Source organism: Rhodococcus sp. Leaf233, from assembly GCF_001426165.1.
Taxonomy (GTDB): domain Bacteria; phylum Actinomycetota; class Actinomycetes; order Mycobacteriales; family Mycobacteriaceae; genus Rhodococcoides; species Rhodococcoides fascians.
This window is the reverse complement of record NZ_LMRO01000011.1, coordinates 63,595-88,377: the sequence shown is the minus strand read 5'-3', so window position 1 is coordinate 88,377 and position 24,783 is coordinate 63,595. Positions and strand designations below refer to the sequence as shown.

Here is a 24,783-nt window from a genome sequence, read left to right as displayed (position 1 = left end):
TCGAATCAGCTCCTCGGTTCCGTATCCCGGACTCCGATCGGCGTCGGATATTCCAAACCGGGGAGCTGATTCGCTCGGGTGAAGTCATGCGGTGCAACGACGTCGGACGGTCCGAGGGTGTGTATCGACGAGTGTCCGAGGCCGAGCACCGCCGAATCCAAGCCACCGCGCAGGATGTCGAGCACGTTCTCCACGCCGGCCTGACCGTTCGCGGCCAGACCCCACAGATACGCCCGCCCGATCAGCACCGCCCGAGCACCCAGGGCCAACGCTTTCGCGACGTCACTTCCCCGCCGAATCCCGCCGTCGAGGGTGACCTCCACCTGATTGCCCACCGCCCGGGCGATAGCCGGCAGCATCCGGATCGACGCCGGAGCCCCGTCGAGATTGTTGCCCCCGTGATTGGACACCGAGATCGCCGTGACACCGGCATCGACCGCCCGCAATGCGTCATCGACCCGCGAGATTCCTTTGAGCATGAACGGACCGTCCCACTGCTGACGTAGCCACGCGATGTCCTCCCATGACGGCAGCGGGGTGGACATCCACTCCCGGTACGCGGCGAAGAACGTCGGCGCGGCCCCACCGGGCGCGGCGAGATTCGGTGCCGTCAAATCCGGGAGCGTCCCCGTCCGCGCCCACCGGGCGAGCCACCGTGGACGGGCCAACGCTTCGGGTGCCAGCCGCAGCATCGCCCGCACGTCGAGGCGTTCCGGTATCACCGGACTCCCCCAATCGCGGCCCTCCGAGAACGACCAATCCATCGTCACGATCAACCCGACCGCACCCGCAGCGCGGGCACGATCGAGCATGTGCGCCAACAACTCCCGCGAACCCACCCAATGCACCTGGAAGAACGTCTGCGGGTTCGCCGCCACGACGTCCTCGATCGGCTTGCTCGCGAACAACGACAACCCCATCGACACACCCCGCGATGCTGCCGCCCTCGCCACAGCCACCTCACCGTCGGGGTGCACAGCCTGCACACCCGTCGGGGAGATCATCACCGGAAACGACAGCGGTTGCCCCATCAGCGTCGTCGACAAATCACGTTTGTCCGACAGGTCGGCCACGTGCGGGGCGAACCCGAGCTCGGCGAAGGCAGCGGTGTTGTCGCCCGCCGTCAGACCACGTTCGGACCCCGCCATCAGTGCCGAATACACCGATGCCGGAAGTCGCTTACGCGCTCGCCGTTGCGCTTCGGCGACAGTCTCGAACCAGTCGGTCACACACCCAGCTTCCGATCGAACCCGGCGGGCATCACCACATCCGACGGTGACAGATCATGCACCGAAGTGTGCCCGAGCCCGAGGACCGCCGAATCGACTCCGCCACGCAGGATGTCGAGCACGTTCTCCACTCCCGCTTGACCGTTCGCCGACAGACCCCACAGGTACGCCCGCCCGATCAGCACCGCCCGAGCGCCCAACGCCAACGCCTTCACCACATCACTACCCCGCCTGATACCGCCATCGAGGGTGATCTCGACCTGATCACCGACCGCCTCCGCGATCGCCGGCAACGCCCGAATCGGAGCCGGGGTGCCATCGAGGTTGTTGCCACCGTGATTGGACACCGAAATCGCTGTACAGCCGGCATCGACGGCCCGCTTCGCATCATCGACCCGCATCACACCCTTGAGCATGAACGGCCCACCCCACTGCTCACGCAGCCACGCCACGTCCTCCCACGTCGGCAACGGAGTCCCCATCCACTCCCCATACGCACCGAAGAACGTCGGCGCGGGACCACCGGTCGGTGGGGTCAGGTTCGGTGTCGTCAGATCCGGGATCTTGCCGGTCTTCGCGAACTCCCACAACCACTTCGGACGCATGACGCCCTCCGGCGCGAACTGGACCATCGCCTTGAGGTCCATCTTCTCCGGAATCGACGGGCTACCCCAGTCACGGCCGTTGGAGAACGACCAATCCAGCGTCATGATCAACCCGACAGCCCCGGCTGCGCGGGCCCGCTCCATCCGCTGCAACAAGATCTCGCGTGAGCCGACCCAGTACATCTGGAAGAAGGTCTGCGGATTCGCCGCCGCGACCTCCTCGACGGACTTGCTCGCGAACGAGGACAACCCGATCGGAATACCGCGTGCTGCAGCAGCTCTCGCCACCGCAACCTCACCGTCCGGATGCACCGCCTGCACACCTGTCGGAGAAATCATCACCGGGAACGAGAGCGGTTGTCCCATCACCGTCGTCGACAGATCCCGCTTGTCCGACAACCCCGCCACATGCGGAGCGAACCCGAGCTCACCGAACGCCGACATGTTGTCATCGATGGTGATGCCGCGTTCGGAGCCGGCCACCAACGCGGCATACACCGACTTCGGTAGACGCTTCTTCGCCCGCCGCTGCGCCTCGGCAACGGTCTCGAACCACGCACTCTTCGCCATCACTACGCTCCCTATTCCATTCCTGCGAGCGGATTTTCGTCGCAGATCTTCGTCGGTGGACGCATCATCAACGTCAACGGCACCGACTTACGGGGAGTCTTTCTCTGGCCGGTGCGCGAATGATCGACACTCGACTTCGGGATCTCCCCCGCAGCCGCCAACGCCATCTCACCGTTACCGATCACGCATTCTGGATCCGGACCGTCCATCGGCAGACCCGTGAAGAACTTCGCCGCCATGCAGCCGCCGCGGCACGCGTCGAAATGAGCACACTTGGTGCACGCGCCCGAGGTCTGCGGTGAGCGCAACTCCTGGAACAATTCCGAGGTCTGCCAGACCGATTGGAATCCGCCCATACCGTCCTTGGCGTCTCGGACGATATTGCCGGCGAGGAAGTTCTCGTGAATGGCGAACGGGCACGCATACACATCACCGATCGGGTCGATCAGGCACACCACCCGCCCCGCACCACACAGGTTCAGCCCCGGCAGGGCGTCACCGAACGCCGAGAGGTGGAAGAACGAATCGCCCGTCAACACGCCTTCACCGTTGGCGACGAGCCAGTTGTAGAGCTCGCGCTGCTGACCGGCCGTCGGATGCAGATCGTCCCAGACATCCGCGCCGCGACCCGACGGCCGCAGTCGTGTGATGCGCAGTGTCGCAGCATATTTGTCGGCCAAAGCCTTGAAGTCGTCGAGCTGACTCACGTTGTGCCGGGTGACGACGACCGAGATCTTCGCGTCCCGGAACCCGGCCTCCTTCAGATTCTCCAACGCCCGGCACGCCATATCGAACGACCCCGGACCACGCACCGCGTCGTTGACCTCCGCCGTCGCGCCATCGATGGAGATCTGCACATCGACGTAGTCCGAGGCCGCGAGACGTGCTGCGACCTTCTTGTCGATCTTGACCCCGTTGGTGGAGAACTTCACCCCCACCTGATGCGCCGTCGCATAGTCGACCAGTTCCCAGAAATCGCTGCGGACCGTCGGCTCACCGCCACCGATGTTGACGTAGAACACCTGCATCTTCTGCAGCTCGTCGATAATCGACTTGCACTGCTCGGTACTCAGTTCGCGCGGATCACGACGACCCGACGACGACAGACAATGCACACACGACAGATTGCAGGCGTAGGTCAACTCCCACGTCAAACAAATCGGAGCATCGAGACCGAGCTCGAACTGATCGACCAATTTCCCTACCGGAGCTGGTCTTTCGAGGGTGGAAGTCATAGGGGCCGTCCTCTTCTACGAATGGGTCAGGTTCTACGGGCGAGTGATCATGTTCGAGTCCGCCAACGTCTCGAGCGCTCTCACGTAGGGAGCCGATGCCGAATCGCTGATCCCTGCGGCCGCGATCGCCGACCGCATATCCCGGTGGTCGGGAAGGGACTCGATGATCGCCACGATCGTGCGGTTCTTCAGAAACGACAGCTTGCGGGTCCCGAAGTGGTAGAGCAGCGCCCCGAACGATTCGGGACGCAACGCCACCTGCGGATGCAATACCCACCGCACATCCAGATCGAGCGCGTCCTGCACAGCAGTGGTCATGATCAGTACACGCCGCACATACCGTCGATCGACACTTCCTCCACCAACGACTCCTCCACCAGATCGGACTCGACGACCGACGTACCGACCACAGCGTTCTCACTCTTCTTCGACATCTGATTCCTCCTACGAAATCTGTTCGGCCACAATCCGATCGACTGTGTTCAGGATCACCACGCTAACGGCCGTCGAGGTTTCCGACGGGTCATGGCGCAGGAACTGGTCGGCCGTCGCGATCAACCGTCCAGTCGGGTAGGTACCGGCCCGTCCGGCCTGCGGGGTGAGCGGCGTCCGAGCGGACCGACCAGCAGTCGATCCGAGTTCTGCCGCGGTTCGCTGTGGAAAGCTCACCTCAACAGAGGGTCACAGCAGAAACGACAGAAGAAGACTTACATGACCGAGATCGATGCATTGGCACCCGGACCCGACGGGGTGTGGGCTCATGAGAACGTCGTCGTCCGGCACACTCCCGGGCTTCGATTCGACGCCGTGCGTGCAGGATCGACGGTCCAGGTGAACCACTGCCTCGCTGCGCGCGAGATCGGCGAAGGCCTCGTTCCGCTCATCACCGAACAGGCGCGCCACATCGGGCTGTCCCAGAGCGAGTTCGAGCACGTACTGGTCGGCATCGTGCGCACCACTATCGCCGATCCGGTCGAGGCATGGACGACGTACTACCGAAACTCGTTGGATGACCTCCTCTCCGGTCGCGCAGAGTTCGCTCCTGTGCACGAGCGTGCCGCCGCGGCGGTCCGCGGTTCGGTACTCGATCTGGGTTCGTGCTTCGGCTTCTTCCCGTTGCGGCTGGCAATGCAGGGTTGTTCGGTCACCGCGACCGACCAGTCAGCGGGAACCATGGATTTGCTCGCGACTGTCGCTCCGCACCTCGGCGCGAGACTCGACACGGCAGTGTTCGATGCAGCCCGAATCCCGTTCGACGACAACAGTGTCGATACCGTGACCGCTCTGCACCTGCTCGAACACGTCGATGCCGAAACGGGCTCTGCCATCGTCGCGGAGGCACTCCGGGTGGCGCGCTGCCGCGTCGTCATCGCGGTACCGTTCGAGACCGAGACCACTGTCTGCCACGGACACATCCGCACGTTCGACGAGACGGCGCTGGCCGCGCTGGGATTATCGACGGGAAAGCCCTTCGATACCTCCACTTACCACGGCGGTTGGCTCGTGATCGACAAGACGACGGCACCACAACTCGTCTGAACAGTCTCGATACTGCAGGCATGGGATCCGCGGGACTACTAGAACGGTGGTGCTGTGTCGGCTTCCTCGTCGCTCGGTTCTGGAGTCGGGTGGGTCGGGCTAGGCGATGATGCCGGATCGTCTGGGTTGGGTGGGGATGTGTAGCCGGCGGTTTTGACGCTGTGGTGGTATTCGCAGAGGCATTGGAAGTTGTTGACGGTGGTCCAGCCGCCGAGTGGATTGGCGTGGTCGAACGGGATCACGTGGTCGATTTGGCAGCGTGCCGCGGGTCGGTGGCAGCCGGGGAAGCGGCAGTGGCGGTCATACGTACCGGCCCGGTCTCGATGCCGTACGTGAATCGAAGGTCCACGCGGGATATTGCCCTGTTGCCTGTGGGAGTGAGTCGCATGGGGGAACGACGACCATTCCGTTCGCGGCTGCCAATGCTCTCATCGAATGTGACTGCGTGACCTTGGCATCCGCGCCGTCGATGAATCCCAACAGAACCCGAGGTGTGCTTGACGCCGAGGTCACGTCGCCGCGGACCCGCACAGTTCTCACCGTTCGCTCCGCCGCCGGATCCTGCAGAGCGGATGCCACGACCGGCCGGACGAACAGTTCGTACGAGATCAGCGCACTCACCGGATTTCCGGGCAGGCAGATGATCGGTATTCCATCGAATCGTCCGCAGCCCTGCGGTTTCCCCGGCCTGACCGCAACCGAGGCGAAGGTGACGTCGTGATCCGCCAGCGCAAGCCGGACCACCTCCTCGGTTCCTGCGCTGATTCCACCGGTCGTGATGATGACGTCGGCTACCGCAGCGCAGCGAGCAAGGGCCGCTCTGCACGCCTCCACATCGTCGGATACCGCCGATTCGAGGTGCACATCGGCACCACACCGCAGCAGATCGGCTGCGATCATCGGAGAGTTGGCGTCGAAACACTCGCCGAGCGTCGGAGTTTCTTCAGCACAGCGGATTTCGGATCCGGTGGACAACACAGCCACGGTCAATGCCGAACCGATCCTGACAAGCGTTCGTCCGAGTGCCGCAAGCAGTCCGACCTGAGCGGGAGTCAGCACCGTACCGGCCCTGATGGCCACGTCACCGGCATCGAAATCCGAACCACGACGGCGGATGTTGCTCTTGGAAGCACTCGAACAGATGGTCACCGTATCGGAACCGAACGACGTCACGAATCCGCTGGTCTGTTCGACAGGCACCACCAGATCGGCCCCTCGCGGAAGTACTGCACCGGTCATGATTTGTACGCACTCACCCGGTGCCACGCTCAGCTCGGTACTCGACCGTCCGGCAACGCTACGCGCCGAGACGGTCAGTGTGGCCGGCAGTCGTCGGGAACCGATCACATCGGTACGGCGCACAGCGAACCCGTCGACTGCAGAATTGTCGAACGCCGGCAGAACGCGCTCGGCAACGACATCCTCGGCGAGAACTGCGCCGACCGCAGATCCGATGGGTACCGCCCGCACTCGGGCTGCCAATCCGAGATCTGCTATGGCACAACGGTGTTCGTCGACCGAACGGGTAACCGAGTTTACGGTCCGCCTCATCCGCCGATGTAGGACATCTCGATCCGCTCGCCGGCCGGGGTGTCCCCCGATCCCGCTCGCAGTTCGGAGTATCGATCGTCACGGCTGTTCCAGAGCGCCGACAACCGCGCCACGAGAGCATCCTGCGATGCCCCCGAACGCAGCAGCGCGCGCAGATCGGTTCCCGCTGAAGCGAACAGGCACGTGTACACCTGCCCGTCCGCCGACAGCCTGGCCCGAGTACAGCTGCCGCAGAACGGTTTCGACACCGAACCGATCACCCCGATTTCTCCGCTCCCGTCGCGATACCGATAGCGCGTCGCGACCTCGCCTTCGTACATCGACTCGATCCGCTCGAGCGGATGGGCTGCCCCGATGATGTCGACAATGGAGTCGACGTCCGTCACCTGCGCCATTTCCCACCGGTTCGTCGCCCCTACATCCATGTACTCGATGAACCGCACGACGATACCGGTCCCTCGGAACCGTTCGGCCAGGTCGAGAATCGAATCACCGTTCACGTCCCGTCGCACCACCACATTCACCTTGACGGGTGACATCCCGCCGCACACTGCCGCGTCGATACCGTCGAGCACGGCCCGGACGGGTACGCGCGTGTCGCTCATCCGCGCGAACGTCGTCGAGTCGATCGAATCCAGGCTGACGGTGACCCGCTTCAGACCGGCCGCGTACAACGATGCGGCCTGGGCTGCGAGCAACGACCCGTTCGTGGTCATCGCAAGATCGACGCCGTCGATGGCGCTCAATCGTTCGATCAGCGTGGCGATTCCGGCCCGCAGCAACGGTTCACCGCCCGTCAGACGGATCTTTCGGATGCCGATCGTCGCCGCGGCCCGCGCCACTCTGTCGATCTCGTCGAAGGACAGCAGCCTGCCGGTGTCGAGGAATCGGTGATCGGGACCGAACTCGGCTCGAGGCATGCAGTAGACACAGCGGAAGTTGCACCGGTCGGTGACCGAGATACGGAGATCCCGAAGTGCCCGCCCCCGAGCGTCCACCGTCCCCGAATCGAGGTCGGTCGGATGGCTGCGCACTGCTCGAACGGGATCACCCACGGAGTAGTCCTTTCACTCGGTCGAACACCAGAATCGCGGACGGCAGTGCCTCACACTTGACCGCGCGCGCCCGGTAGTTGACGTGCAGCGACCAGCGCACGACCCTGCCTCACGACTTTCCGGCAAAGTTACGAACAGTGAATCAACCGGAAACATTGCGGGTTAATCTCGAAGAAAGCTCCTGCATCGCCGTGAGCGTCTACGACAAGGGGTCCCCATGCTGTCTCGATCCGGATTCTCCATTCCGACTCGAACGACCAGCCGCGGCGACTGGTCCGACATGTTGAACGAGCACTTCGTCGCCCTGGACGTGGCCGACGTGGCGGACAGTCGATTCACGGGAGCCGTCCGATCGATGTCTCTGGCGCACCTGCAGGTGTCGACTGTCCGATCGACGACTCAACGCATCGCGCGAACCGACTCGCTCATCGAGAAGGACCGAATCGAATACGTTCAGATCGGGATGATCCGTCGAGGCCGCGCGATCGTGGTGCAGGACGGACGCGAATGCGTGCTCTCCCGCGGCGACTTCGCCATCTACGACACGTCTCGTCCCTTCGACTGGATCATCGACGGTCACCCCGACGACGATCAATGGGAGCTCGAAGTCTTCACCTGGCCCCGTCACATGCTTCGACTCGACGAGCGTGAATCCAGCGACCTGACGGCCATGGCATTCGACGGCTCGGCCGGCTTCAGCGGCCTCCTCGGCCGATTTCTGCACGACCTGGGGTCGACCCGGTCGACACTGGGTACCGCAGGCGCACAGGCCATCGCAGACGAGGTCGGCGATCTGGTCAGCGTCATCGCAAGGAACACCACCACCAGCCCGGCGCTGGATTCCCCCGGCACCGCCCTGGTTCGGACGGCGCAACGCTATATCGAGGAACACCTCGCAGACCCAGATCTGTCGCCCAGCACGGTCGCGTCGGCCATGCTCGTCTCCACCCGCCAACTGCACCGTCTGTTCGCGGCCAGTGGCACTACGGTGGCGCGCAGCATTCGGGTCAAACGGCTCGAGCGCTGCCGACGCGAGATCATCGCCAGCGTCGCGGTGAACCGCTCGCTCGGCCAGATCAGTCGGCGATGGGGTTTCGCGGACTCCGCGGTGTTCAGCCGCGCCTTTCGCGAGCAGTACGGGATGAGCCCGCGTCAGTACCGCGCGGCCGCGTGCGCGCAGTCCGACGACCCGCGAGCGGTCACTCGCCCGATGTGGCCGAGCGACCGTGAGCAGCCCGAGGTCGGCACTGCTCACGGTCCTCGTCGGTGAAACTGAGCTCCTACGGGTCTCTCGTCAGTGGAGCGAGTCACTCGAGTGGCCGGGCACGATCGCTGCCGAACCGTCGACCAGCGGGGCGATGTGATTCACCGCTGTCGCGGCCTCGGCGAACCCGACTGCGATCAACTTGACCTTGTCTTCGTGTCCGGCGACGTCGCCCGCCGCGAAGACTCGCCTTCGGCTGGTGCGCATCGTCCGTCCGACGGCGATATCGCGCTGGTACTTGTCCAGTCCCCACGTGGCGATGGGGCCGAGTGCGGCCTTGAACCCCAGTGCGGCAACAACACTCGATACCTCGAGCTGTCGACGGTCGACTCCGGTGCCGTCGACGATCGTCACCGATTCGACGGAGTCCACGCCCAGGATTTCCTCCACCTCGAACGGCGTGAGGACATCGACACCGGACCGCTCCAGCAAACCGAGGCTGTGAGCGTGGGCCCGAAAGTCGTTGCGCCGGTGCACCAGTACCACCGATTTCGCGATCGGCTCCAGGCTCAACGCCCAGTCGACTGCCGAGTCTCCGCCGCCGACGATCATCACCCGTTCGCCGGCGAGATCATCGAGTTTGGGCACGAAATACCGCAGGCCACGGTCGTGGAACTCGGCTCCGGCCGGCAATGGCCTCGGCGTGAACTTACCGATACCTGCGGCCACGAGAACGGCCTTGCCGACGACGGTCTCGCCCTTGTCCGTCGTGACCCGCACGAAGTTCTCGGATTCCTCGAGTTCGGTCGCCACGTGTCCCATCAGGTACGTCGGCTTCGCCTGATCCGCCTGTTCGACCAATGCGTCGACCAGATGTTGCGCCTTGATCGCCGGAAACCCGGCGACGTCGAATATCTTCTTCTCGGGGTACAGGGCCGCCAATTGCCCGCCCGGATGGGGCAGAGCGTCGATCACGGTGACCGTCATGCCCCTGAAACCCGCGTAGTACGCACCGTACAGTCCGGCAGGCCCGGCACCGACGATGATCAGATCACTCTCGGAAACCGTTGCGGCACTCACTTCTTCGCCACTTCGTCGATCGAGGGATGGTCGTGCCCAACCGGGCCGAGATCTTCCGCACCACCGGAAGCACCTGCGTCCTCACAGAATTCGACGGCGATGTCGACGAATTGCTTCTGTTCCTCCGGGATCTTGTGCTCCCAGAAGATGGCGTCGTTGGGACAGGCGGGCATGCACTTGCCGCAGTCGACGCACTCGTCGGGATTGATGTACATCATCCGAGCGCCCTCGTAGATGCAGTCGACGGGGCACTCCTCGGTGCATGCCTTGTCGAGCAGGTCGATGCACGCTTCGGTCACGACGTAGGCCATATCGAAATCCTCTTGTTCGTAGTAGGAGAAAGAGTTGTCAGGCGTCGAGCGCGGCGACCTCGACGAGGGTGTCGGAGAAGGTCGGAGCGTTCCCGAGGTCGGCGAACACCGTCGGATTGAGCGACGCCGGGGTCGACAGCGACAGCATGTTCTTGCGCCATGCACCCATCGCACAGACGGTGACACCCTGCATGACCGACTTGTCGAGTTTGGCAACGACGGTGAATTCGCCGCGATCGTTGAAGACTCGCACCACGTCACCCGAAGCGATTCCCCGCCGTTCGCCGTCGACAGGGTTGACCAGCAGCGTCGGCTCCTTCTGCACTTTGCGGTGCATGTCGAGATTCCCGAAGCTCGAATTCAGGTACGCGTGTGACTTGGGCGTGAGCAGATTGAGTGGATACTTCTCTGCCAGTAAGGGATTGGTCCTCGACGACTCGCGCGGCGGGATGTAGTGCGGAAGCGGATCCACCGGTTGTCCCGGCTGGTGGTCGTTCGATCCCTGCCGGAAGAGCGGCAGCACGAAGTTGCCGCCCGCCGCCGCCGAGGACAGAAACTCCGTTTTGCCGGACGGCGTCCGGAAATTGCCCTCTGCGTGCGGTGCGTACTCGTCGGGGCCGGGAAGGTTGAGTCGCTGCCACCCGAGCTTCTTCAATGAATCGATCGTGATGCCCTCCATTGCCGGGGCATTCCAGTCGTAGGAGAGGGCGAGGAGTTCCTCATCGGTTCGTGAGAACACCGGTTCGGTGAAGCCCATCGCGGCGGCCAATCGGCGAAACAGCTCGGTATTGGGGACGGCCTCACCGAGGGGCTCGATCGACCGGTTGTTGTACGTGACGAACAGGTGTCCCCAGGAGAAGTTGATGTCGTCCTGTTCCAGCTGTGTCGTGGCGGGCAGAATGATATCGGCGTAATCCGCTGTGTCGGTAATGAAGTGGTCACTGACGACGGTGAACAGATCCTCCCGGCTGAGCCCGTCGATCATGCGCTTCTGATCGGGACACACCACCACCGGATTCGAGTTGTACACCATCAGTCCTTTGAGGGGCGTGTCCAGATTCAACCCGCCGGTCAGCGCCTCACCCAGCTGATACAGATTGATCACGCGTGTACCCGGAGTCTGCAGATCCGTCTGCAGAAACTCGGGCCAGTTCACCGGAAACGCCCACAGCGGCAGCTGCAGGATGCCGCCGCCGGGCTTACGCCAGGCCCCCACCAACGACGGTAGACAGGAGATGGCTCGGACGCTCTGCCCGCCACCTGCACTGCGCTCGATGGCGACGCCGATCCGAATGACGGAGGGCTGACTCTGTGCGTATTCCCTTGCCAGCGTGTAGATGTCTTCGACGGGAATGCCCGTCTCTTCGGACGCCCATTGCGGGGTGTACTGCTGCACCCGCTCGGCCAATTCGTCGAAACCGATGGTGAAGCGTTCGATGTAGTCCGCGTCGGTCAATCCCTCGTCGATGATCACGTGCATCATCGCCAGGGCGAGAGCGCCGTCGGTGCCCGGACGAATGGGGATGTACCAGCTCGCGGCCTTGGCGGTTCTGGTCTTGATCGGATCGATCACCACCACCTTGGCCCCGCGTTTCTTCGCCTCGGCTATGTACGGCCACAGGTGCAGGTTGGTGCTCATGGTGTTCGCCGCCCAGATCAGAATGAACTTGGAGTGGACGAAACTCTCGGGGTCGACGCCTGCCGTGTCGCCCACCGTCATCGCGTAGGCCGTGCACGAGCCGGCATCGCAGTAGGTGCGCTCGGCAACCGTCGCCCCGAGTCGGTTGAAGAATGCATCCCCGACGTTGAGACCCTGCGTAATGCCCTGGGTGCCGAGGTAATTGCACGGCATGATCGCCTCGGGGCCGAATTCCTCGGCGATGGAGGTGAATTTCTCTGCGATGGTGGCCACGGCCTCGTCCCACGAGATCCGCTCGAACTCTCCCGAGCCCTTGGGCCCGGACCGCTTGAGCGGGTACAGCACTCGGTCCGGGCTGTAGACCTTGTCGAGATAGTTGTCCACCTTCACGCAGAGGCCGCCGTTGGTGTACGGGTTGGTCTTGCTCCCGCTGACGCTCGTCGCCACCCCGTCCTCGACGGTCACCACCATCGAGCACGAATCCGGACAGTCCTGCGCACACGCTCCGAGAACGGTGAGTTCCGTCGGGCGGTCGGCCGGGGCGTCGTGTGAGCGCGTATCTTCCTGAACAGTCGTCATGGGTGCTCCTCGGCGTGGATATCACTGGTATGTGTTATCCGTAGCCTGCACCGCGAGGACGCTCCCGACAGGACGCCGAGCGCCGTCTACTTTGCACTCTGTGCCCGAAGGCTCATCGCTCAGATCAATCCCTGTTTACTCGCGGCATAGACGGCCTCGGCACGGCGGGACACCGCGAGTTTGCGCATGATGTTGCTGACGTGAAACTTCACCGTCGTCGCCGAGATGAACAGACGTGTTCCGATCATGTTGTTGGACAGACCCGTTGCCAGTAGCCGGAGCACTTCGAGCTCCCGCTCGGTCAGCCGCTCGATGCTGCTCGGTGTGCCGTTGAGAGAACGAACGACGGCCGACGCGCTCCGGGAATCGAACGCACTCTCACCGCGCGACACCGCGCGGATCGCGCGAACCAACTCGGTGGTGTCGACGTCCTTGACCACATATCCCCGGGCACCGGCATGCACGGCCTCCACCACCAGACGATCGTCGAGGAACGTCGTCAGGACGAGCAGACCGATTCCGTTGTGTGCCTTGGACAACTGCGCACACAGGGCGAGACCCTCGTAATCGGAGCTGGCAGAGAGCTTGAGGTCCATCAGCACGATGTCGGGTGTGACCCGAGCGACGACGGCCAACCCCTCCTCTCGGGTCGACGCCTCCCCCACGATCGTCAGATCCGATTCACGCTCGAGTACCGAACGCAGCCCGTCGCGCAGGATCGCGTGGTCGTCGACCAGGACGATCCGAACCCTGGGCGGCGCCGCCTGAGGCGAGCCGTCTCGTATCGCTGTGACGCTCATGCTGTGCCCTTCGTGGAATTCGGGTCGAGCGGTATACGCACTGCCACTCGCACGCCCCCGGTGCGGGCACGGCGGATCTCGAAGACCCCGCCGTGTTCGCGGGCGCGCGCCGCCATGTTCGCCAACCCGCGGTGGCGGCCGTCGACGTCGGTGGACTCGGCCATGTGCAGCATCATGCGCAAGTGCGCCGGATCGCCGTCACCGTCATCAGCAATCGACAGCTGTACCTGATCGAGCGAATAACTCAAGCGAAGAATGGCCCGGGATGCATGACCGTGCACTGCAGTGTTGAACAACGCCTCTCCGGCGATGCGGAGCAAAGCATGCTCGCATTCGCTGCTCAACTCGACGGGAGTTCCCTCCACCCGCAGCGAGACCTGCAACTCGTCGGGCATGTGGACCACCGAAAGCTGTTCGAGCATTTCGGGAAGCGACGTTCGGTCGGCGTCCTGAGGGTGATTGAGCGCATAGATCGCCGACCGCAGCTGATCCACTGCCCGACGCGTCAGATCCTTGGCCAGATCCAGCCTGTCACTGCGCTCGTCGGCCGAGATGTCGCTGCGACATACCTCGATCTGCATACCGGCCGACAACACGGCCTGGGTCACGCTGTCGTGCAGTTCGCGCGCGATGCGATGGCGTTCGTCGTCGAGCACCTGATGCCGATGTGCGGCACCCAATTGTCTTTGTGTCAGCAGGAGTTCGGCATTGCGGGCGGCGAGGTCGGCCGCTGTTCGATTCGCCTCGGCGTAGGCATTCTCGGTGCGCTCGAGGAGTTGTCTTCGGCTCTGGAACAGAGCCGAATTCTGCAGGGCCACCGCGGTTTGGCTGGCCAGGATGCTGAGCACCGCGGCGTCGGTGGCGTCCAGCACACGTTGCTCACCGGTCCATGCGGCAAAAGCGCCCACGACACCCCCGTCGTATGCGATCGGCACGAAAGCGTGATGGGCGGCGATCACCGGGGTCAGCCCGTCGCCGCACGTCGACTGTCGGATCGATTCGAGGCAGTCGACGACGTCTTCCGGCAACGGCGGCCCTTCGACGTTGTCGACCAGAAACGGTGTGGCGTCGGGTCCGAGTACCAATCGGCGAGGACCGGCGTCGGGGAACGCCCCGTCGGCGAGAGCGAACACGACCCAACGCGCACTCAGATGGGCTCGTGCCGCCTCGGCCACAGCGCACACCAGCGTTTCCGGACCGTCGACCGTGCGCACCAGCGCTCGCGAAATCAGTTCCAGCGCATAGACAACGCGTTCCAAACGTTCTGCCGCGCCGCGATACTGGGGGTAGAACGTGTTCTTGCCCGAACGCAGTCCCGTCAGCAACGAGAGGTCGGGTCCGGTTGTCACAGTGCGGTCCTGAACAGATCGACCATCTCGCGGTGCGTGGCCGAGCGCGGGTTGGTGGACATGCACGCATCGCGTAATGCGTTGGTGGCCAACACATCGAGATCGGACTCGCTGACGCCGATCTCGGCCAGGCCGGCGGGAACACCGACCTGACGAGCGAGGCGGTCCACTCGATCGGCCACGGCCATGGCGGCCTCCTCCGGCCTGGCCCTGCCCTCGGGCAGCCCGAGACTCGTCGCGATGGCCACGTACGGCAACGGATCCTCGGCAGCGTTGAAACGAATGACGTGTGGCAGCAGCACACCGTTGATCACCCCGTGCGGGAGATCGAGCAGCCCGCCCACCTGGTGGCTCATCGCGTGCGTTGCACCGAGTATCGCGTTCGTGAATGCCAGGCCGGCCTCCAGACTCGCCTGCGCCATCGACCCTCGTGCAACCATGTCGGTCGGCTCATCGATGGTGCGAGCCAACTGTGACATCACCATGGTGATGGCTCGGAGCGCATGATGGTCGGTGAGCTGGTTGTGGCCCAACGACACGAACGCCTCTATCCCGTGCGTCAGAGCATCCAAACCGGTTGCGGCGTTGAGCCATTCGGGCATCGTGGTGAGCAACATCGGATCGATCACCGTGATGTCCGGTACCAGGGCTCGGCCGAGAATGGTGATCTTCGTCGAGCGCGCGGTATCGGTGACGATGCAGAACTGCGAGACGTCGGCTCCGGTGCCGGATGTCGTGGGCACCATCACCAGAGGCGGGATCGGCCGGGTGGCCCGATCCACCCCCTCGTAGTCGAGGATTCGACCGCCGTTGCCGGCGAGGACGGCAATCCCTTTCGCCGCATCCATCACCGACCCTCCCCCGATCGCCACCAACACGTCGCAGCCGAAGTCCGCGTAGTAACCGTGGCCGGCCTCGATCTCGACGTCCTTGGGATTGGGCGTCAGTGCGCTCCAGACCTGGGGCTCCAGCCCCTGCGCGAGAAGGAGGTCGACGAGCTGGCCGGCCCAGCCACTCTCGATCAACCCGGCGTCCGTGACGAGCATCGGCCGTACCCCTCCGAGACGACGCGTCGCATGCGCTACCTCGCCGAGCGAATCCGGACCGAACACGATCTCGGGCGCATGGAACTTGAGGACACGTGGCGTCTCGGCTCGGCTGCGCCGAGTATCGAGATCGTGCAGCGCCTTGCCTACGTTCGCAGTAGCTGCCTGGTCCACCGTTCACACCCTCGCTGTCCTTCGATCCGAACACGAACCGGACCTGTGATTCAGGTTACAACCTTACGAGCGCAGACGGTCCGTTCCCACCAGCACCGGGCCAGGTTCCTACCTACCCGATCGGGCAGGTAAGCGGTGTGACGGGTCGGGTCATGACAGCGCATGCCCCAGATCGGCGGCCTGCGCCGCCAACTGTTCCCCGTCTCGTGCCACCACCACTCGATCGCAGAATGGCTCGTACTCCTCCATCGAGCACGCGGCCTGCGCCCAGTAACGACGAGCTTCGGGAGTGATCCAGGCGATGCGGTGCACCTTGGACCGAATCTTCTCCAACGCATCGAGTCCGGGCGGCCGTCCGTTGCACCGACCGTCCCCCACGATGATCACGGCAGTGCGCTTGTTCAACACGTCTCCGTGCGAGTCCAGCAGGTCCGCGAAGGTTCTGCCGTAATCGCTGCTCGCTTCGAGGTCCAATCGCGCATCTGCGAGTACTGCAGCCAGAGCACCGTCGCCCGTACTTCCGAGCAAGGTGGTCGTCACGTCCACCGGAGAATCGACGAAGCCCATCACAGTGCAGCGGTGCGCACGCGAGTGCATCGCCTGGGCAAGTCTGAGCGTGAATGCGGTGATCGGGCGAACGGACAACGAGACGTCCGCCAGCACCAACAATCGAACCTTGTCCGGAACCGGTGTCCTGGTGACCAACCGAAACGGAATGCCGTCCGTGCGCAGGCTCGACCGAACCGTGCGACGCATGTCCAGCGGGCCCCGAGAGTGTTCGCGAGGCCGAGGCCGAGGAGTCCCGCGCATGTGCCGCAACACTTCGTGACTTGCGCGCTCGATCTCGGCATGGCTGTCGATCCCCCGCCCTGCGCCGTCGACCGGCACCGGTGACGACATCGTCCCGGTCAACTCACCCAGAGCTGCGACGAAGGCTTCGACGGCATCGGTGATCCTGTCCAACATCGCCGCGCTCAGCGGCCCGGAATCTCCGCCATCGCCGTACACGCTACTGGGATCGTAGGCGTCGAACCATGCCAGGATACTGGCGGGATCCTCCCAGTTCAGTTGTCCGGCAACCGCTCCGCTCGTGCTCGACGCCAACTCCCCTGCCGCGGTCGAACCGGAACGCTCCAGATCGACGGTGTAGGTCACGCCCCGTCGACCCATGTCGCCATCGGTATCGATGGACAGATCGTGATCCTCCGACGACAGACTGATGTCGTCGTCGTCCTTGTGCGGGTTGAAGCCCTTGTCGGCCTCGGGGGCGTCCAGCAGATCTCCGATCTCGACAGCGCGCTCGTTGTATTCGGCGTACTTCGCGGCCTCCTGGTCGGCTCCCACGTCGAGATCGGTCGGGAGGCCGCCCGCCACCTGCGCGCCGACCGGCGAAGTGTGTTCGTGGACAACAGCGGTCGAGCCGACTGCGAACAGCGAGTCGAACGCGAGATCGAATCCCTGCTGTTCGTGATCGTACTTCGCGCACGTGGCGCGTAACGCCGCGCGCAGAACCGTCAGGTCACGTGCCCCCAGGAGCCCGAGCACGCGTCGGACTTCGATGACCTCGGCCGGCGACGCCGCCACTCCGAACCGCCGCAGCGTCCGGCCGAACACTGCCGACAGCACGTCGAGTACCACCGACGGAGCGAACGGCTCGACCGCAGTCATCGTCGAATCCCGATGCCGCCCTTGTCTCGTCCACCATGACCCCGGAACGCCGTCGCGGTCGTGTTGACGACGGCTCCGAGAGATGGTGCTGCAGAGGCTGTCTCCGTCGCCGGGCCTGCCATCGCGATCTTCATGTCCGAGGAGTATTTGACCAGCGCGGCGAGCAGATACTTGCGGGTGCCCTCCGTGTGGCCGAGGACCGACGCGATACGAGCCGCGTCGATGACCTCCGAGATCGATGGGCTCTTGCGCAGCGGCAGCGTCCGCAGTTCGGTTGCCAGCGCCACGATGTCGGCTGCGACCCGATCGGGTACCTCCGGAGCGCGGGCGGTGACGATCTCCCGTTCCCGTTCGGCAGAGGGGTAGTCGAGATGAAAGTGGAGGCAGCGGCGTTTGAGGGCGGAGGACAGCTCGCGAGTGTCGTTGGAGGTCAGAATGACCCACGGATCACTTCGTGCGGTGAAGGTGCCCACCTCGGGGATGGTCACCTGCTTCTCGGCGAGCACCTCGAGCAGCAGCGCCTCCATGGATTCCTCGGTGCGGTCGACCTCGTCGACGAGAAGAACCACCGGCTCCTCGGACAGGATCGATTCCAGCAGCGGACGCACCGACAGGAACGGCTCGGAATACAGGCCGAAGTCTTTGGCGGCAAGCATTTTCGAGGCGTCGTCGATGTCGGTGACGTGCTGCGTCAGCGCACCGATGTGTTCACGCAGCATCTGCACGTGCAGAAGCTGTTTGGCGTAATCCCACTCGTACAGGGCCCGGTTGTCGTCGAGGCCCTCGTAGCACTGCAGGCGCACCAGCTTGCGGCCGCTCGCCGCAGCAAGCGATTTGGCGAGCTCTGTCTTTCCCACACCCGCCGGCCCTTCGAGCAGCAGCGGGCGATCGAGCGCTGTCGCCAGATGCACCACGGTGGCGAGGTCGTCGTCGGCGATGTAGTCCTGCTCGGCGAGCGCCCTCCGCAGATCGGCAGCGTCGGTGAATCGAACGGTGTCGGTGTCGTCGCTACGCACTGTCGACAGCGAGGTCATGTGTTTCCCTTCGTAGTGCGGCGGAGCCGCAGTGGTGCGGTTATGCGCCGCCCGGGGCACATAACCGCACCACTGCGCAGCATCAGTACGACTCGTTGATCGCGTGCGAGACGACCGGAATCATCGACTCGACGGTGACCTCGCGGGGGTTTCCCGGGGTGCACCAGTCTTCCTGGATGTGCTCGGAGATCTTGAGTACCGACTTCTCGTCACCCTTGATCACGTCGCCCTTACCGGCGTACTTGCCGGTGTTCATCCGGTTCTTGTCGTACGTCGCAGAACGGATCGACCCGAAGTTGTCGGGAATGCCGACATCCTTCGCGAGCCTGATGGCGGCTTCGACTGCCGCGTCGGCCGCCTGGACGGTGGTCATGTTCTTCGTGTCGACGCCCATGGCCACGGCGATCTCCGCGTAGCGCTCGTAGCGTGAGGGCAGGTTGTACTCCCACACGCGCGGCAGAGCGATGGCGTTGTTGAGGCCGTGAGCACTGTCGTAGAACGCACTGATCGCGTGGGAAATCGAGTGGATGACACCGAGTCCGCCGGAGTTGAACGCCTGCGTGGCGATGTACTGGGCGTTCATCATGCCCTCACGAGCCTTCAGATTGCCCGGGTCGTAGACGGCCTCGCGAAGGTGCTTGGACACCAGGCCGATCGAGTAGATCGCGTTGCCCAGCGACGGCGCGAAATCGAGACGCGACACGTACGGCTCGGCACCGTGCGCCAGAACGTCGAAGCCACAGAACGCGGTCCACTGCTGGGGGCAGGTGTAGTAGAGCAGCGGATCGTCCAGTGCCAGAGTCGGTGTCGACGCCTCGTCGAAGGCGAGCCACTTGTGCGGCTTCTCCATGTCCGAGGTGTCGGTGATGACGTACGCCCAGGACGTCTCCGAACCCGTTCCGGCGGTGGTCGATACGGCGATATGCGGTGGGTTCTGCTTGTTCGTGGACTTGGAGAATCCCTCGAACTCGTTGATGTTGCGGCCGTCGTGGGCAACGACGACGCGGATGCCCTTGGCCGCGTCGTGGCTGGATCCGCCACCGACGGAGATGACGCTGTCGCACTTCTCCTTCTGGTAGAGCGCGGCACCGTCCATGACGTTGTAGTCCTTGGGGTTCGACTCGACCTTGTCGTAGAGAACCACCTCGACGCCCTGGTATTCGATCTTGCCGATCAGTTCCTCGATGATCCCGGATCCGCGCAGTCCGGTGGTGACGAGCAGGGCACGCTTGAATCCGAGTTCCTTCGCCTCGACGCCGATCATGTCGTGAGCGCCGACCCCCAGCTTGGCGCGGGGCAGCGGGTGAAACTCCTTGATGGGGAATTCCCAGATCTGATTGAGCTCGATTGCCATCGGTGTCTCCTCGGTGAGTGTGGTCAGGAAACGCCTGGGGTGTGTGATCGGCGTCTCACTGATGACCACCATGGCCGCACCGAGAGGAGATCGGAACACCTGCAGGGCAGAACCGTTCCAACACCGCTGCCGGACTATCCGATTGGGCAGTACATGGTGCCCGTCCTCGGGAGGGGAGATCGAGGAGTGATTGCTGCGCTATCGATTTCGTCGCTGCACAACCGAGAACCCGACGACCGAGATCAACGCAAGAGCAATGACGAACGCCCCGTACACCTCGACCGTGGTGCTCAATCCGAGCCGGTGCACGGCGAGACCGGCGATCACCGCAGGCAGGCTGAAGGCGAGGTAGCTGATGACGAATGTCGTGGCGAACACGCCACCTCGCTCCGCAGCGGGGACCAACGAACCGAGCGTGCGCATCGCACCGAGAAACGTTGCTCCCCAGCCCGATCCTGCGACGACAGCGCCGACGAAATACAGCGCGACCGAGCCGATTTCGACCGACACCAAGGTCAGCGCGACGCCGCTTGCGAGCACCGACGCGCCGATCATCATCACCGTGCGAGGAAGCCCGTTGCGCACGACGACAGCTGCTACCGAGCCCGAGGCGAACAGCGAGAAGATCTCCAGGCCGCCCACGATGTGGTTGTCGATACCGAAGACGGTGCCGATGATCGACGGGCCCAGCGAGAGGTGGAACCCGCCGAGCGACCAGGTCGCGAACAGGGCAGGAGCAATGACCACGAACGGTGCCCGCACCGACTTCGGCAGCGAGGCTCGCGGCAGCAGGGTCGACGCCAGGTGACGTCGGGAATCGAAGCCGCGCATCGCCGACGTCTCCGGCACGAACAGCAGGGCCACGGCCAGTACTGCCGCGGCGGCGATCAACAGGGCGAACACGAGAATTTCGGGTGCCGGCGCCAACTGCACCAACAACCCGGCCCCGATTGCGCCTGCCGCCAGACCGAAGGAGGGGGCGACGCTGTTGAGCAGCGGGCCGGTCGACACGGTGGGCTGCAGATCGATGATGGCCGCACTCATGGCACCCGTCGCCGCGCCTGCGGCGATCCCCTGAACGACGCGAGCAGCGATCAATACCGGGACACTGTCGGCGACGATGAACAACACCAGACTGACAATCAACAGCAGCAGTGACGCGACCAGGATCGGTTTGCGTCCGATGTGGTCCGACAGACTTCCTACCGTGAGGAGAGTCAGCAGCAGCGCCAGCGCATAGACGGCGAAAACGACCGTGAGGGTGATCGCGCTGAACCCCCACGACTGCTGGTACACCGGGTACAGCGGCGACGGTGCAGCGGAGGACGCCATGAGGACGATGAAGGCGACGCCGACCACCCAGAAGGCGTATCGATGCGGAATCCGCGCCGCTGCTCTGCCCTGAACGTCCCGCGTGTCGACACCGACCATGTGCTCATCTCCTCCACCGCAACGACCGTTACCTCAGTGAAGGACAACGCACGAACGCACCGGGCATTCCCTGGCGGCGCGGAACTACCGGGCCCGCGCACCGTCGAGCAGTACCGCTGCCTCGCGGTAACGATGTGCACTCTCCGGCAGTGCGCCTTCGATCCCGCTCAGCCACACCGAGACCGATCCGGTGCCGGTCCGCGCCGAACCGACCTCGTCCGCGCGTCGCACCGTCTGATTGGCCACGGCCGCCGCGCTGTCGAACATCGTCACACCGTTCGGTAAACGCGCGACGATCTCGTCCAGCACCAACGGGTAGTGGGTGCACCCCAACACGATGGACTCGACGTCGTCGGGTGTGGCCGCCACCGCAGCGTCGATGGCCGCACGTATTCCGGTCGAGTCTCCGCGATCGATCGAATCGGCCAGGCCGTGGCAGGCCACGCTGGTCACCGTCCGACGAGAGGCGAATTCGTCGATCAACCGGGCCTGGTACGCACTTGCCGTCGTGGCCGCCGTCGCCCAGATCGCGATCCGATCACTGACCGCCGCTGCGGGTTTGATCGCCGGGACCGTCCCCACCACGGGGATCGAATCACCGAGCGCAGCCCGCACCTGGCTCAACGCCGTCACGCTGGCCGTGTTGCACGGCAGCACCACGACCTCGGCTCCGAGTTCGACGGCATGCCGAGCGGTACCGACCACCCGCTCGACCACCCACGCATCCGGTTTTGGACCCCACGGAGCGTTGTCGGGATCCATCATCAGCACCAGATCGAGCTCGGGACGCGACTCACGCAGGCGAGCAGCCGTCGGGAGCATTCCCAACCCCGAGTCGATCAGTGCGACGATCATGCCAGCGCTTGCTCGACGTCGCCCACCAGATCGGCACCGTCCTCGATACCGACGGACAGACGCACCAGGTCGTCCGGGACCTCGAGCAGCGAACCAGCAGTCGACGCGTGCGTCATCGCGCCGGGGTGCTCGATGAGCGACTCGACGCCGCCCAAAGACTCTGCGAGAGTAAAGATCTCGGTTTTCGCGCAGAAATCGAGAGCGGCCTGCTTGCCGCCGGCCAGCCGCACGGAGACCATGCCGCCGAACCGTCGCATCTGCTTCGCGGCCACCGCGTGAGACGGGTGCGACTCGAGGCCGGGGTAGATGACCTGCGAGATGGCCGGATGCCCGTCGAGGAATTCGACGATCTTCTCCGCGTTGTCGCTGTGCCGTTCCATCCGCAACGCGAGGGTCTTGATGCCGCGCAAGGTCAGGAATGCGTCGAACGGTCCGGGAACGCCCCCGGCACCGTTCTGCAGGAATGCGAACGCGGTATCGAGTTCTTCGCTGTCGGTCACCAGAGCGCCGCCGACGACGTCGGAGTGACCACCGATGTACTTGGTCGTCGAGTGCAGCACCACGTCGGCACCGAGGGACAACGGCTGCTGCAGGTAGGGAGACGCGAACGTGTTGTCGACGACCAGCTTGGCCCCGCCCTCGTGCGCGACGCCCGCGAGCGCCTCGATGTCACCGACGTTGAGCAACGGGTTGGTGGGCGTCTCGACCCACACCAGCTTGGTGTTCGGACGCATCGCGGCGCGGACCTCGTCGACGTTCGAGACCGCGGCCACGGAGTACTCGATGCCCCACTGGGTGAAGACCTTGTCGATCAATCGGTACGTGCCGCCGTAGGCGTCGTTGGGAATGACGAGGTGGTCACCGGGACGCAGCGCCGACCGCAGCATGCAGTCGGTAGCGGCCATGCCCGACGAGAAAGCGCGACCGTAGGTACCGGATTCGATGGCTGCGAGGTTGGCCTCGAGCGGCCGACGCGTCGGGTTGCCGGTGCGCGCGTACTCGAATCCGCTACGCATTCCGCCGACCCCGTCTTGCGCGAAGGTGGAGCTGGCGTAGATCGGCACGTTGACCGCGCCGGTCAGTGGATCGGGCTCGTAACCCGCGTGGACCGCCTTCGTGGAAAAGCCCTGCCAGGAGGTGTTGTCTGCCTTGCTGCGCTGCTCACTCATGGCCTCCACACTAATCGGCCTGCGTCGCCCGGCAGGGGCGTGGGTAACCTGCGAAGACAACCCCCAGCGGAAAGAGGCACCGTGGCCAACTCCCAGAGCGTCGACGAACTGTTCGCGATCGATTCCCTCCTCGACGACGAAGAACGTCAGATCCGGGACACCGTCCGCAAGTTCGGCAACGAACGCATCCGACCACACATCGCCGACTGGTTCGACGAGGGCACCGTTCCCGCGCGTGAACTCGCCAGGGAGCTGGGCTCGCTCGGCCTGCTCGGCATGCACCTCGAGGGCTACGGCTGCGCCGGAACATCGGCGACGGCGTACGGGCTGGCCTGCCTCGAACTCGAAGCCATCGATTCCGGCATCCGCTCACTGGTCTCGGTGCAGGGCTCGCTGGCGATGTTCGCGATCTGGAAGTACGGGTCCGAGGAACAGAAGCAGCAGTGGCTTCCGGGGATGGCCGAGGGTTCGCTCATCGGCTGCTTCGGTCTCACCGAGGCCGACTTCGGGTCCAACCCCGGCGGCATGCTCACCCGCGCCAAGCGCGACGGTGACGACTGGATTCTCAACGGCAGCAAGATGTGGATCACCAACGGTCCGGTCGCCGACGTCGCCGTCGTGTGGGCTCAAACCGACGACAAGGTCAGGGGTTTCGTCGTCCCCACGGACACCCCCGGATTCACCGCGAACACGGTGAAGAAGAAGCTGTCTCTGCGCGCGTCGATCACGGGCGAGTTGGTGTTCGACGACGTCCGGCTTCCTGCCGACGCGATGCTGCCCGAGGCCCGCGGCCTGAGCGGACCGTTGAGCTGCCTCAACGAGGCCCGTTTCGGCATCGTGTTCGGCGCGATGGGGGCGGCTCGGGACTGCATCGAGTCGGCCGTCGAGTACTCCAAGACCCGCGCGGTGTTCGACAAGCCGCTGGCCGGATACCAGCTCACCCAGGCCAAGCTCGCGAACATGGCGCTCGAACTCGGCAAGGGTCAACTGCTCGCGCTGCATCTGGGCCGGCTGAAGGACAAGGGAGAGCTACCGGGCGAGCGAGTGTCGCTCGGCAAGCTCAACAACGTGCGCGAGGCCATCAAGATCGCACGCGAATGCCGAACCATTTTGGCCGCCAACGGAATCACGTTGGAATACCCCGTACTCCGGCATGCCAACAACCTCGAATCCGTCCTCACCTACGAGGGCACATCCGAGGTCCATCAACTCGTGATCGGGCAGGCGCTGACGGGCTCCAGCGCTTTCCGATAAGGCGGCTGCGCCGCTTGTGAGCGGAACCTCGTAGCCTGCTACGAAGTTCCAC

The 24,783-nt window shown here is 64.3% G+C and carries 23 protein-coding genes; 3 read left to right on the top strand and 20 right to left on the bottom strand.

Annotated features, from left to right (window positions below):
- Positions 1-5 precede the first annotated feature (5 nt).
- Genes mftD (ASH04_RS18580) through mftA form a run of 5 tightly spaced genes read right to left on the bottom strand, consistent with a single transcriptional unit; the run spans position 6 to position 4,073 of the window.
- Positions 6-1,229: a pre-mycofactocin synthase MftD gene (gene mftD, locus ASH04_RS18580; protein ID WP_057474222.1), complete on the bottom strand. Its 1,224-nt coding sequence runs from the start codon at positions 1,227-1,229 to the stop codon at positions 6-8.
- The gene (gene mftD / locus ASH04_RS18575) at positions 1,226-2,404 is read right to left on the bottom strand and encodes a pre-mycofactocin synthase MftD (protein ID WP_057474299.1); all 1,179 of its coding nucleotides are present in this window, start codon (positions 2,402-2,404) and stop codon (positions 1,226-1,228) included. Before mftD (ASH04_RS18575) ends, mftD (ASH04_RS18580) begins: the two co-directional genes overlap by 4 nt.
- Before the next feature lie 11 nt (positions 2,405-2,415).
- The gene (mftC, locus tag ASH04_RS18570) at positions 2,416-3,639 is read right to left on the bottom strand and encodes a mycofactocin radical SAM maturase (protein WP_027496274.1); all 1,224 of its coding nucleotides are present in this window, start codon (positions 3,637-3,639) and stop codon (positions 2,416-2,418) included.
- A 33-nt stretch (positions 3,640-3,672) separates the two neighbouring features.
- Positions 3,673-3,957 (bottom strand): mycofactocin biosynthesis chaperone MftB, encoded by a 285-nt coding sequence (gene mftB / locus ASH04_RS18565; protein WP_032368354.1) that lies wholly within the window; start codon positions 3,955-3,957, stop codon positions 3,673-3,675.
- A gap of 2 nt (positions 3,958-3,959) precedes the next feature.
- Positions 3,960-4,073: a mycofactocin precursor MftA gene (gene mftA, locus ASH04_RS26250; protein WP_069973092.1), complete on the bottom strand. Its 114-nt coding sequence runs from the start codon at positions 4,071-4,073 to the stop codon at positions 3,960-3,962.
- A gap of 277 nt (positions 4,074-4,350) precedes the next feature.
- On the opposite strand from mftA, the gene mftM reads away from it, so the two are divergent.
- Positions 4,351-5,178 carry a mycofactocin oligosaccharide methyltransferase MftM gene (gene mftM, locus ASH04_RS18555; protein ID WP_057474221.1) on the top strand — a complete coding sequence of 276 codons (828 nt, stop codon included), beginning with the start codon at positions 4,351-4,353 and terminating at the stop codon, positions 5,176-5,178.
- Positions 5,179-5,216: 38 nt separating this feature from the next.
- Here mftM and ASH04_RS27580 read toward each other — a convergent pair whose 3' ends face one another.
- The 3 genes from ASH04_RS27580 to moaA are packed head-to-tail and all read right to left on the bottom strand — an operon-like array spanning position 5,217 to position 7,784.
- Entirely contained in the window at positions 5,217-5,516 is a 300-nt protein-coding gene (locus ASH04_RS27580; RefSeq protein ID WP_442971205.1) for an HNH endonuclease signature motif containing protein, read from the bottom strand.
- On the bottom strand, positions 5,479-6,729 hold the full coding sequence (locus tag ASH04_RS18545) for a molybdopterin molybdotransferase MoeA (protein ID WP_082519326.1): 1,251 nt from the start codon (positions 6,727-6,729) through the stop codon (positions 5,479-5,481). Before ASH04_RS18545 ends, ASH04_RS27580 begins: the two co-directional genes overlap by 38 nt.
- Positions 6,726-7,784: a GTP 3',8-cyclase MoaA gene (moaA, locus tag ASH04_RS18540; RefSeq protein ID WP_057474218.1), complete on the bottom strand. Its 1,059-nt coding sequence runs from the start codon at positions 7,782-7,784 to the stop codon at positions 6,726-6,728. The genes ASH04_RS18545 and moaA overlap by 4 nt, the downstream gene beginning before the upstream one ends.
- Positions 7,785-8,001: 217 nt before the next feature.
- Here moaA and ASH04_RS18535 point away from each other — a divergent pair, with 217 nt between their 5' ends.
- On the top strand, positions 8,002-9,054 hold the full coding sequence (locus ASH04_RS18535) for a helix-turn-helix domain-containing protein (RefSeq protein WP_080732023.1): 1,053 nt from the start codon (positions 8,002-8,004) through the stop codon (positions 9,052-9,054).
- Between the two features lie 24 nt (positions 9,055-9,078).
- Here ASH04_RS18535 and ASH04_RS18530 read toward each other — a convergent pair whose 3' ends face one another.
- The 12 genes from ASH04_RS18530 to ASH04_RS18475 all read right to left on the bottom strand — a co-directional run bounded on the left by ASH04_RS18530 (position 9,079) and on the right by ASH04_RS18475 (position 23,477).
- Positions 9,079-10,068: an NAD(P)/FAD-dependent oxidoreductase gene (locus ASH04_RS18530; RefSeq protein ID WP_072692113.1), complete on the bottom strand. Its 990-nt coding sequence runs from the start codon at positions 10,066-10,068 to the stop codon at positions 9,079-9,081.
- Entirely contained in the window at positions 10,065-10,379 is a 315-nt protein-coding gene (gene fdxA / locus ASH04_RS18525) for a ferredoxin (protein WP_032373914.1), read from the bottom strand. Before fdxA ends, ASH04_RS18530 begins: the two co-directional genes overlap by 4 nt.
- Before the next feature lie 37 nt (positions 10,380-10,416).
- Entirely contained in the window at positions 10,417-12,597 is a 2,181-nt protein-coding gene (locus tag ASH04_RS18520; RefSeq protein WP_082519325.1) for a molybdopterin-containing oxidoreductase family protein, read from the bottom strand.
- Positions 12,598-12,716: 119 nt separating this feature from the next.
- Positions 12,717-13,397, bottom strand: a complete 681-nt coding sequence (locus ASH04_RS18515) for a MadR family response regulator transcription factor (RefSeq protein WP_057474217.1) — start codon at positions 13,395-13,397, stop codon at positions 12,717-12,719.
- Positions 13,394-14,746 carry a MadS family sensor histidine kinase gene (locus tag ASH04_RS18510; RefSeq protein ID WP_057474216.1) on the bottom strand — a complete coding sequence of 451 codons (1,353 nt, stop codon included), beginning with the start codon at positions 14,744-14,746 and terminating at the stop codon, positions 13,394-13,396. The genes ASH04_RS18515 and ASH04_RS18510 overlap by 4 nt, the downstream gene beginning before the upstream one ends.
- The gene (locus tag ASH04_RS18505; RefSeq protein WP_027496264.1) at positions 14,743-15,930 is read right to left on the bottom strand and encodes an iron-containing alcohol dehydrogenase; all 1,188 of its coding nucleotides are present in this window, start codon (positions 15,928-15,930) and stop codon (positions 14,743-14,745) included. The genes ASH04_RS18510 and ASH04_RS18505 overlap by 4 nt, the downstream gene beginning before the upstream one ends.
- Before the next feature lie 186 nt (positions 15,931-16,116).
- Positions 16,117-17,634, bottom strand: a complete 1,518-nt coding sequence (gene madC / locus ASH04_RS18500; protein ID WP_057474215.1) for a MadC family VWA domain-containing protein — start codon at positions 17,632-17,634, stop codon at positions 16,117-16,119.
- A complete protein-coding gene (locus tag ASH04_RS18495) occupies positions 17,631-18,668 on the bottom strand; it encodes a MadB family AAA-type ATPase (protein WP_057474214.1) in 1,038 nt (345 codons plus the stop codon). The genes madC and ASH04_RS18495 overlap by 4 nt, the downstream gene beginning before the upstream one ends.
- Positions 18,669-18,750: 82 nt before the next feature.
- Positions 18,751-20,022, bottom strand: a complete 1,272-nt coding sequence (mdo, locus tag ASH04_RS18490; RefSeq protein WP_027496261.1) for an NDMA-dependent methanol dehydrogenase — start codon at positions 20,020-20,022, stop codon at positions 18,751-18,753.
- Between the two features lie 198 nt (positions 20,023-20,220).
- Entirely contained in the window at positions 20,221-21,453 is a 1,233-nt protein-coding gene (locus ASH04_RS18485) for an MFS transporter (protein WP_032365665.1), read from the bottom strand.
- Positions 21,454-21,537: 84 nt separating this feature from the next.
- Entirely contained in the window at positions 21,538-22,308 is a 771-nt protein-coding gene (locus ASH04_RS18480) for a glutamate racemase (RefSeq protein ID WP_032365666.1), read from the bottom strand.
- Positions 22,305-23,477, bottom strand: a complete 1,173-nt coding sequence (locus ASH04_RS18475) for a cystathionine gamma-synthase (protein WP_032365667.1) — start codon at positions 23,475-23,477, stop codon at positions 22,305-22,307. The genes ASH04_RS18480 and ASH04_RS18475 overlap by 4 nt, the downstream gene beginning before the upstream one ends.
- An 81-nt stretch (positions 23,478-23,558) precedes the next feature.
- Between ASH04_RS18475 and ASH04_RS18470 the strand changes: the two genes are divergently transcribed.
- The gene (locus ASH04_RS18470) at positions 23,559-24,731 is read left to right on the top strand and encodes an acyl-CoA dehydrogenase family protein (protein ID WP_057474213.1); all 1,173 of its coding nucleotides are present in this window, start codon (positions 23,559-23,561) and stop codon (positions 24,729-24,731) included.
- Positions 24,732-24,783 lie beyond the last annotated feature (52 nt).

Excerpts from the sequence above, each read along its gene's own strand:
- mftD (WP_057474299.1), bottom strand. The coding sequence starts at position 2,404 with ATGGCGAAGAGTGCGTGGTTCGAGACCGTTGCCGAGGCGCAGCGGCGG.
- mftC (WP_027496274.1), bottom strand. The coding sequence starts at position 3,639 with ATGACTTCCACCCTCGAAAGACCAGCTCCGGTAGGGAAATTGGTCGAT.
- mftB (WP_032368354.1), bottom strand. The coding sequence starts at position 3,957 with ATGACCACTGCTGTGCAGGACGCGCTCGATCTGGATGTGCGGTGGGTA.
- mftA (WP_069973092.1), bottom strand. The coding sequence starts at position 4,073 with ATGTCGAAGAAGAGTGAGAACGCTGTGGTCGGTACGTCGGTCGTCGAG.
- mftM (WP_057474221.1), top strand. The coding sequence starts at position 4,351 with ATGACCGAGATCGATGCATTGGCACCCGGACCCGACGGGGTGTGGGCT.
- ASH04_RS18545 (WP_082519326.1), bottom strand. The coding sequence starts at position 6,729 with ATGAGGCGGACCGTAAACTCGGTTACCCGTTCGGTCGACGAACACCGT.
- ASH04_RS18535 (WP_080732023.1), top strand. The coding sequence starts at position 8,002 with ATGCTGTCTCGATCCGGATTCTCCATTCCGACTCGAACGACCAGCCGC.
- fdxA (WP_032373914.1), bottom strand. The coding sequence starts at position 10,379 with ATGGCCTACGTCGTGACCGAAGCGTGCATCGACCTGCTCGACAAGGCA.
- ASH04_RS18520 (WP_082519325.1), bottom strand. The coding sequence starts at position 12,597 with ATGACGACTGTTCAGGAAGATACGCGCTCACACGACGCCCCGGCCGAC.
- ASH04_RS18515 (WP_057474217.1), bottom strand. The coding sequence starts at position 13,397 with ATGAGCGTCACAGCGATACGAGACGGCTCGCCTCAGGCGGCGCCGCCC.
- madC (WP_057474215.1), bottom strand. The coding sequence starts at position 17,634 with ATGACTGCGGTCGAGCCGTTCGCTCCGTCGGTGGTACTCGACGTGCTG.
- ASH04_RS18495 (WP_057474214.1), bottom strand. The coding sequence starts at position 18,668 with ATGACCTCGCTGTCGACAGTGCGTAGCGACGACACCGACACCGTTCGA.
- mdo (WP_027496261.1), bottom strand. The coding sequence starts at position 20,022 with ATGGCAATCGAGCTCAATCAGATCTGGGAATTCCCCATCAAGGAGTTT.
- ASH04_RS18485 (WP_032365665.1), bottom strand. The coding sequence starts at position 21,453 with ATGGTCGGTGTCGACACGCGGGACGTTCAGGGCAGAGCAGCGGCGCGG.
- ASH04_RS18480 (WP_032365666.1), bottom strand. The coding sequence starts at position 22,308 with ATGATCGTCGCACTGATCGACTCGGGGTTGGGAATGCTCCCGACGGCT.
- ASH04_RS18475 (WP_032365667.1), bottom strand. The coding sequence starts at position 23,477 with ATGAGTGAGCAGCGCAGCAAGGCAGACAACACCTCCTGGCAGGGCTTT.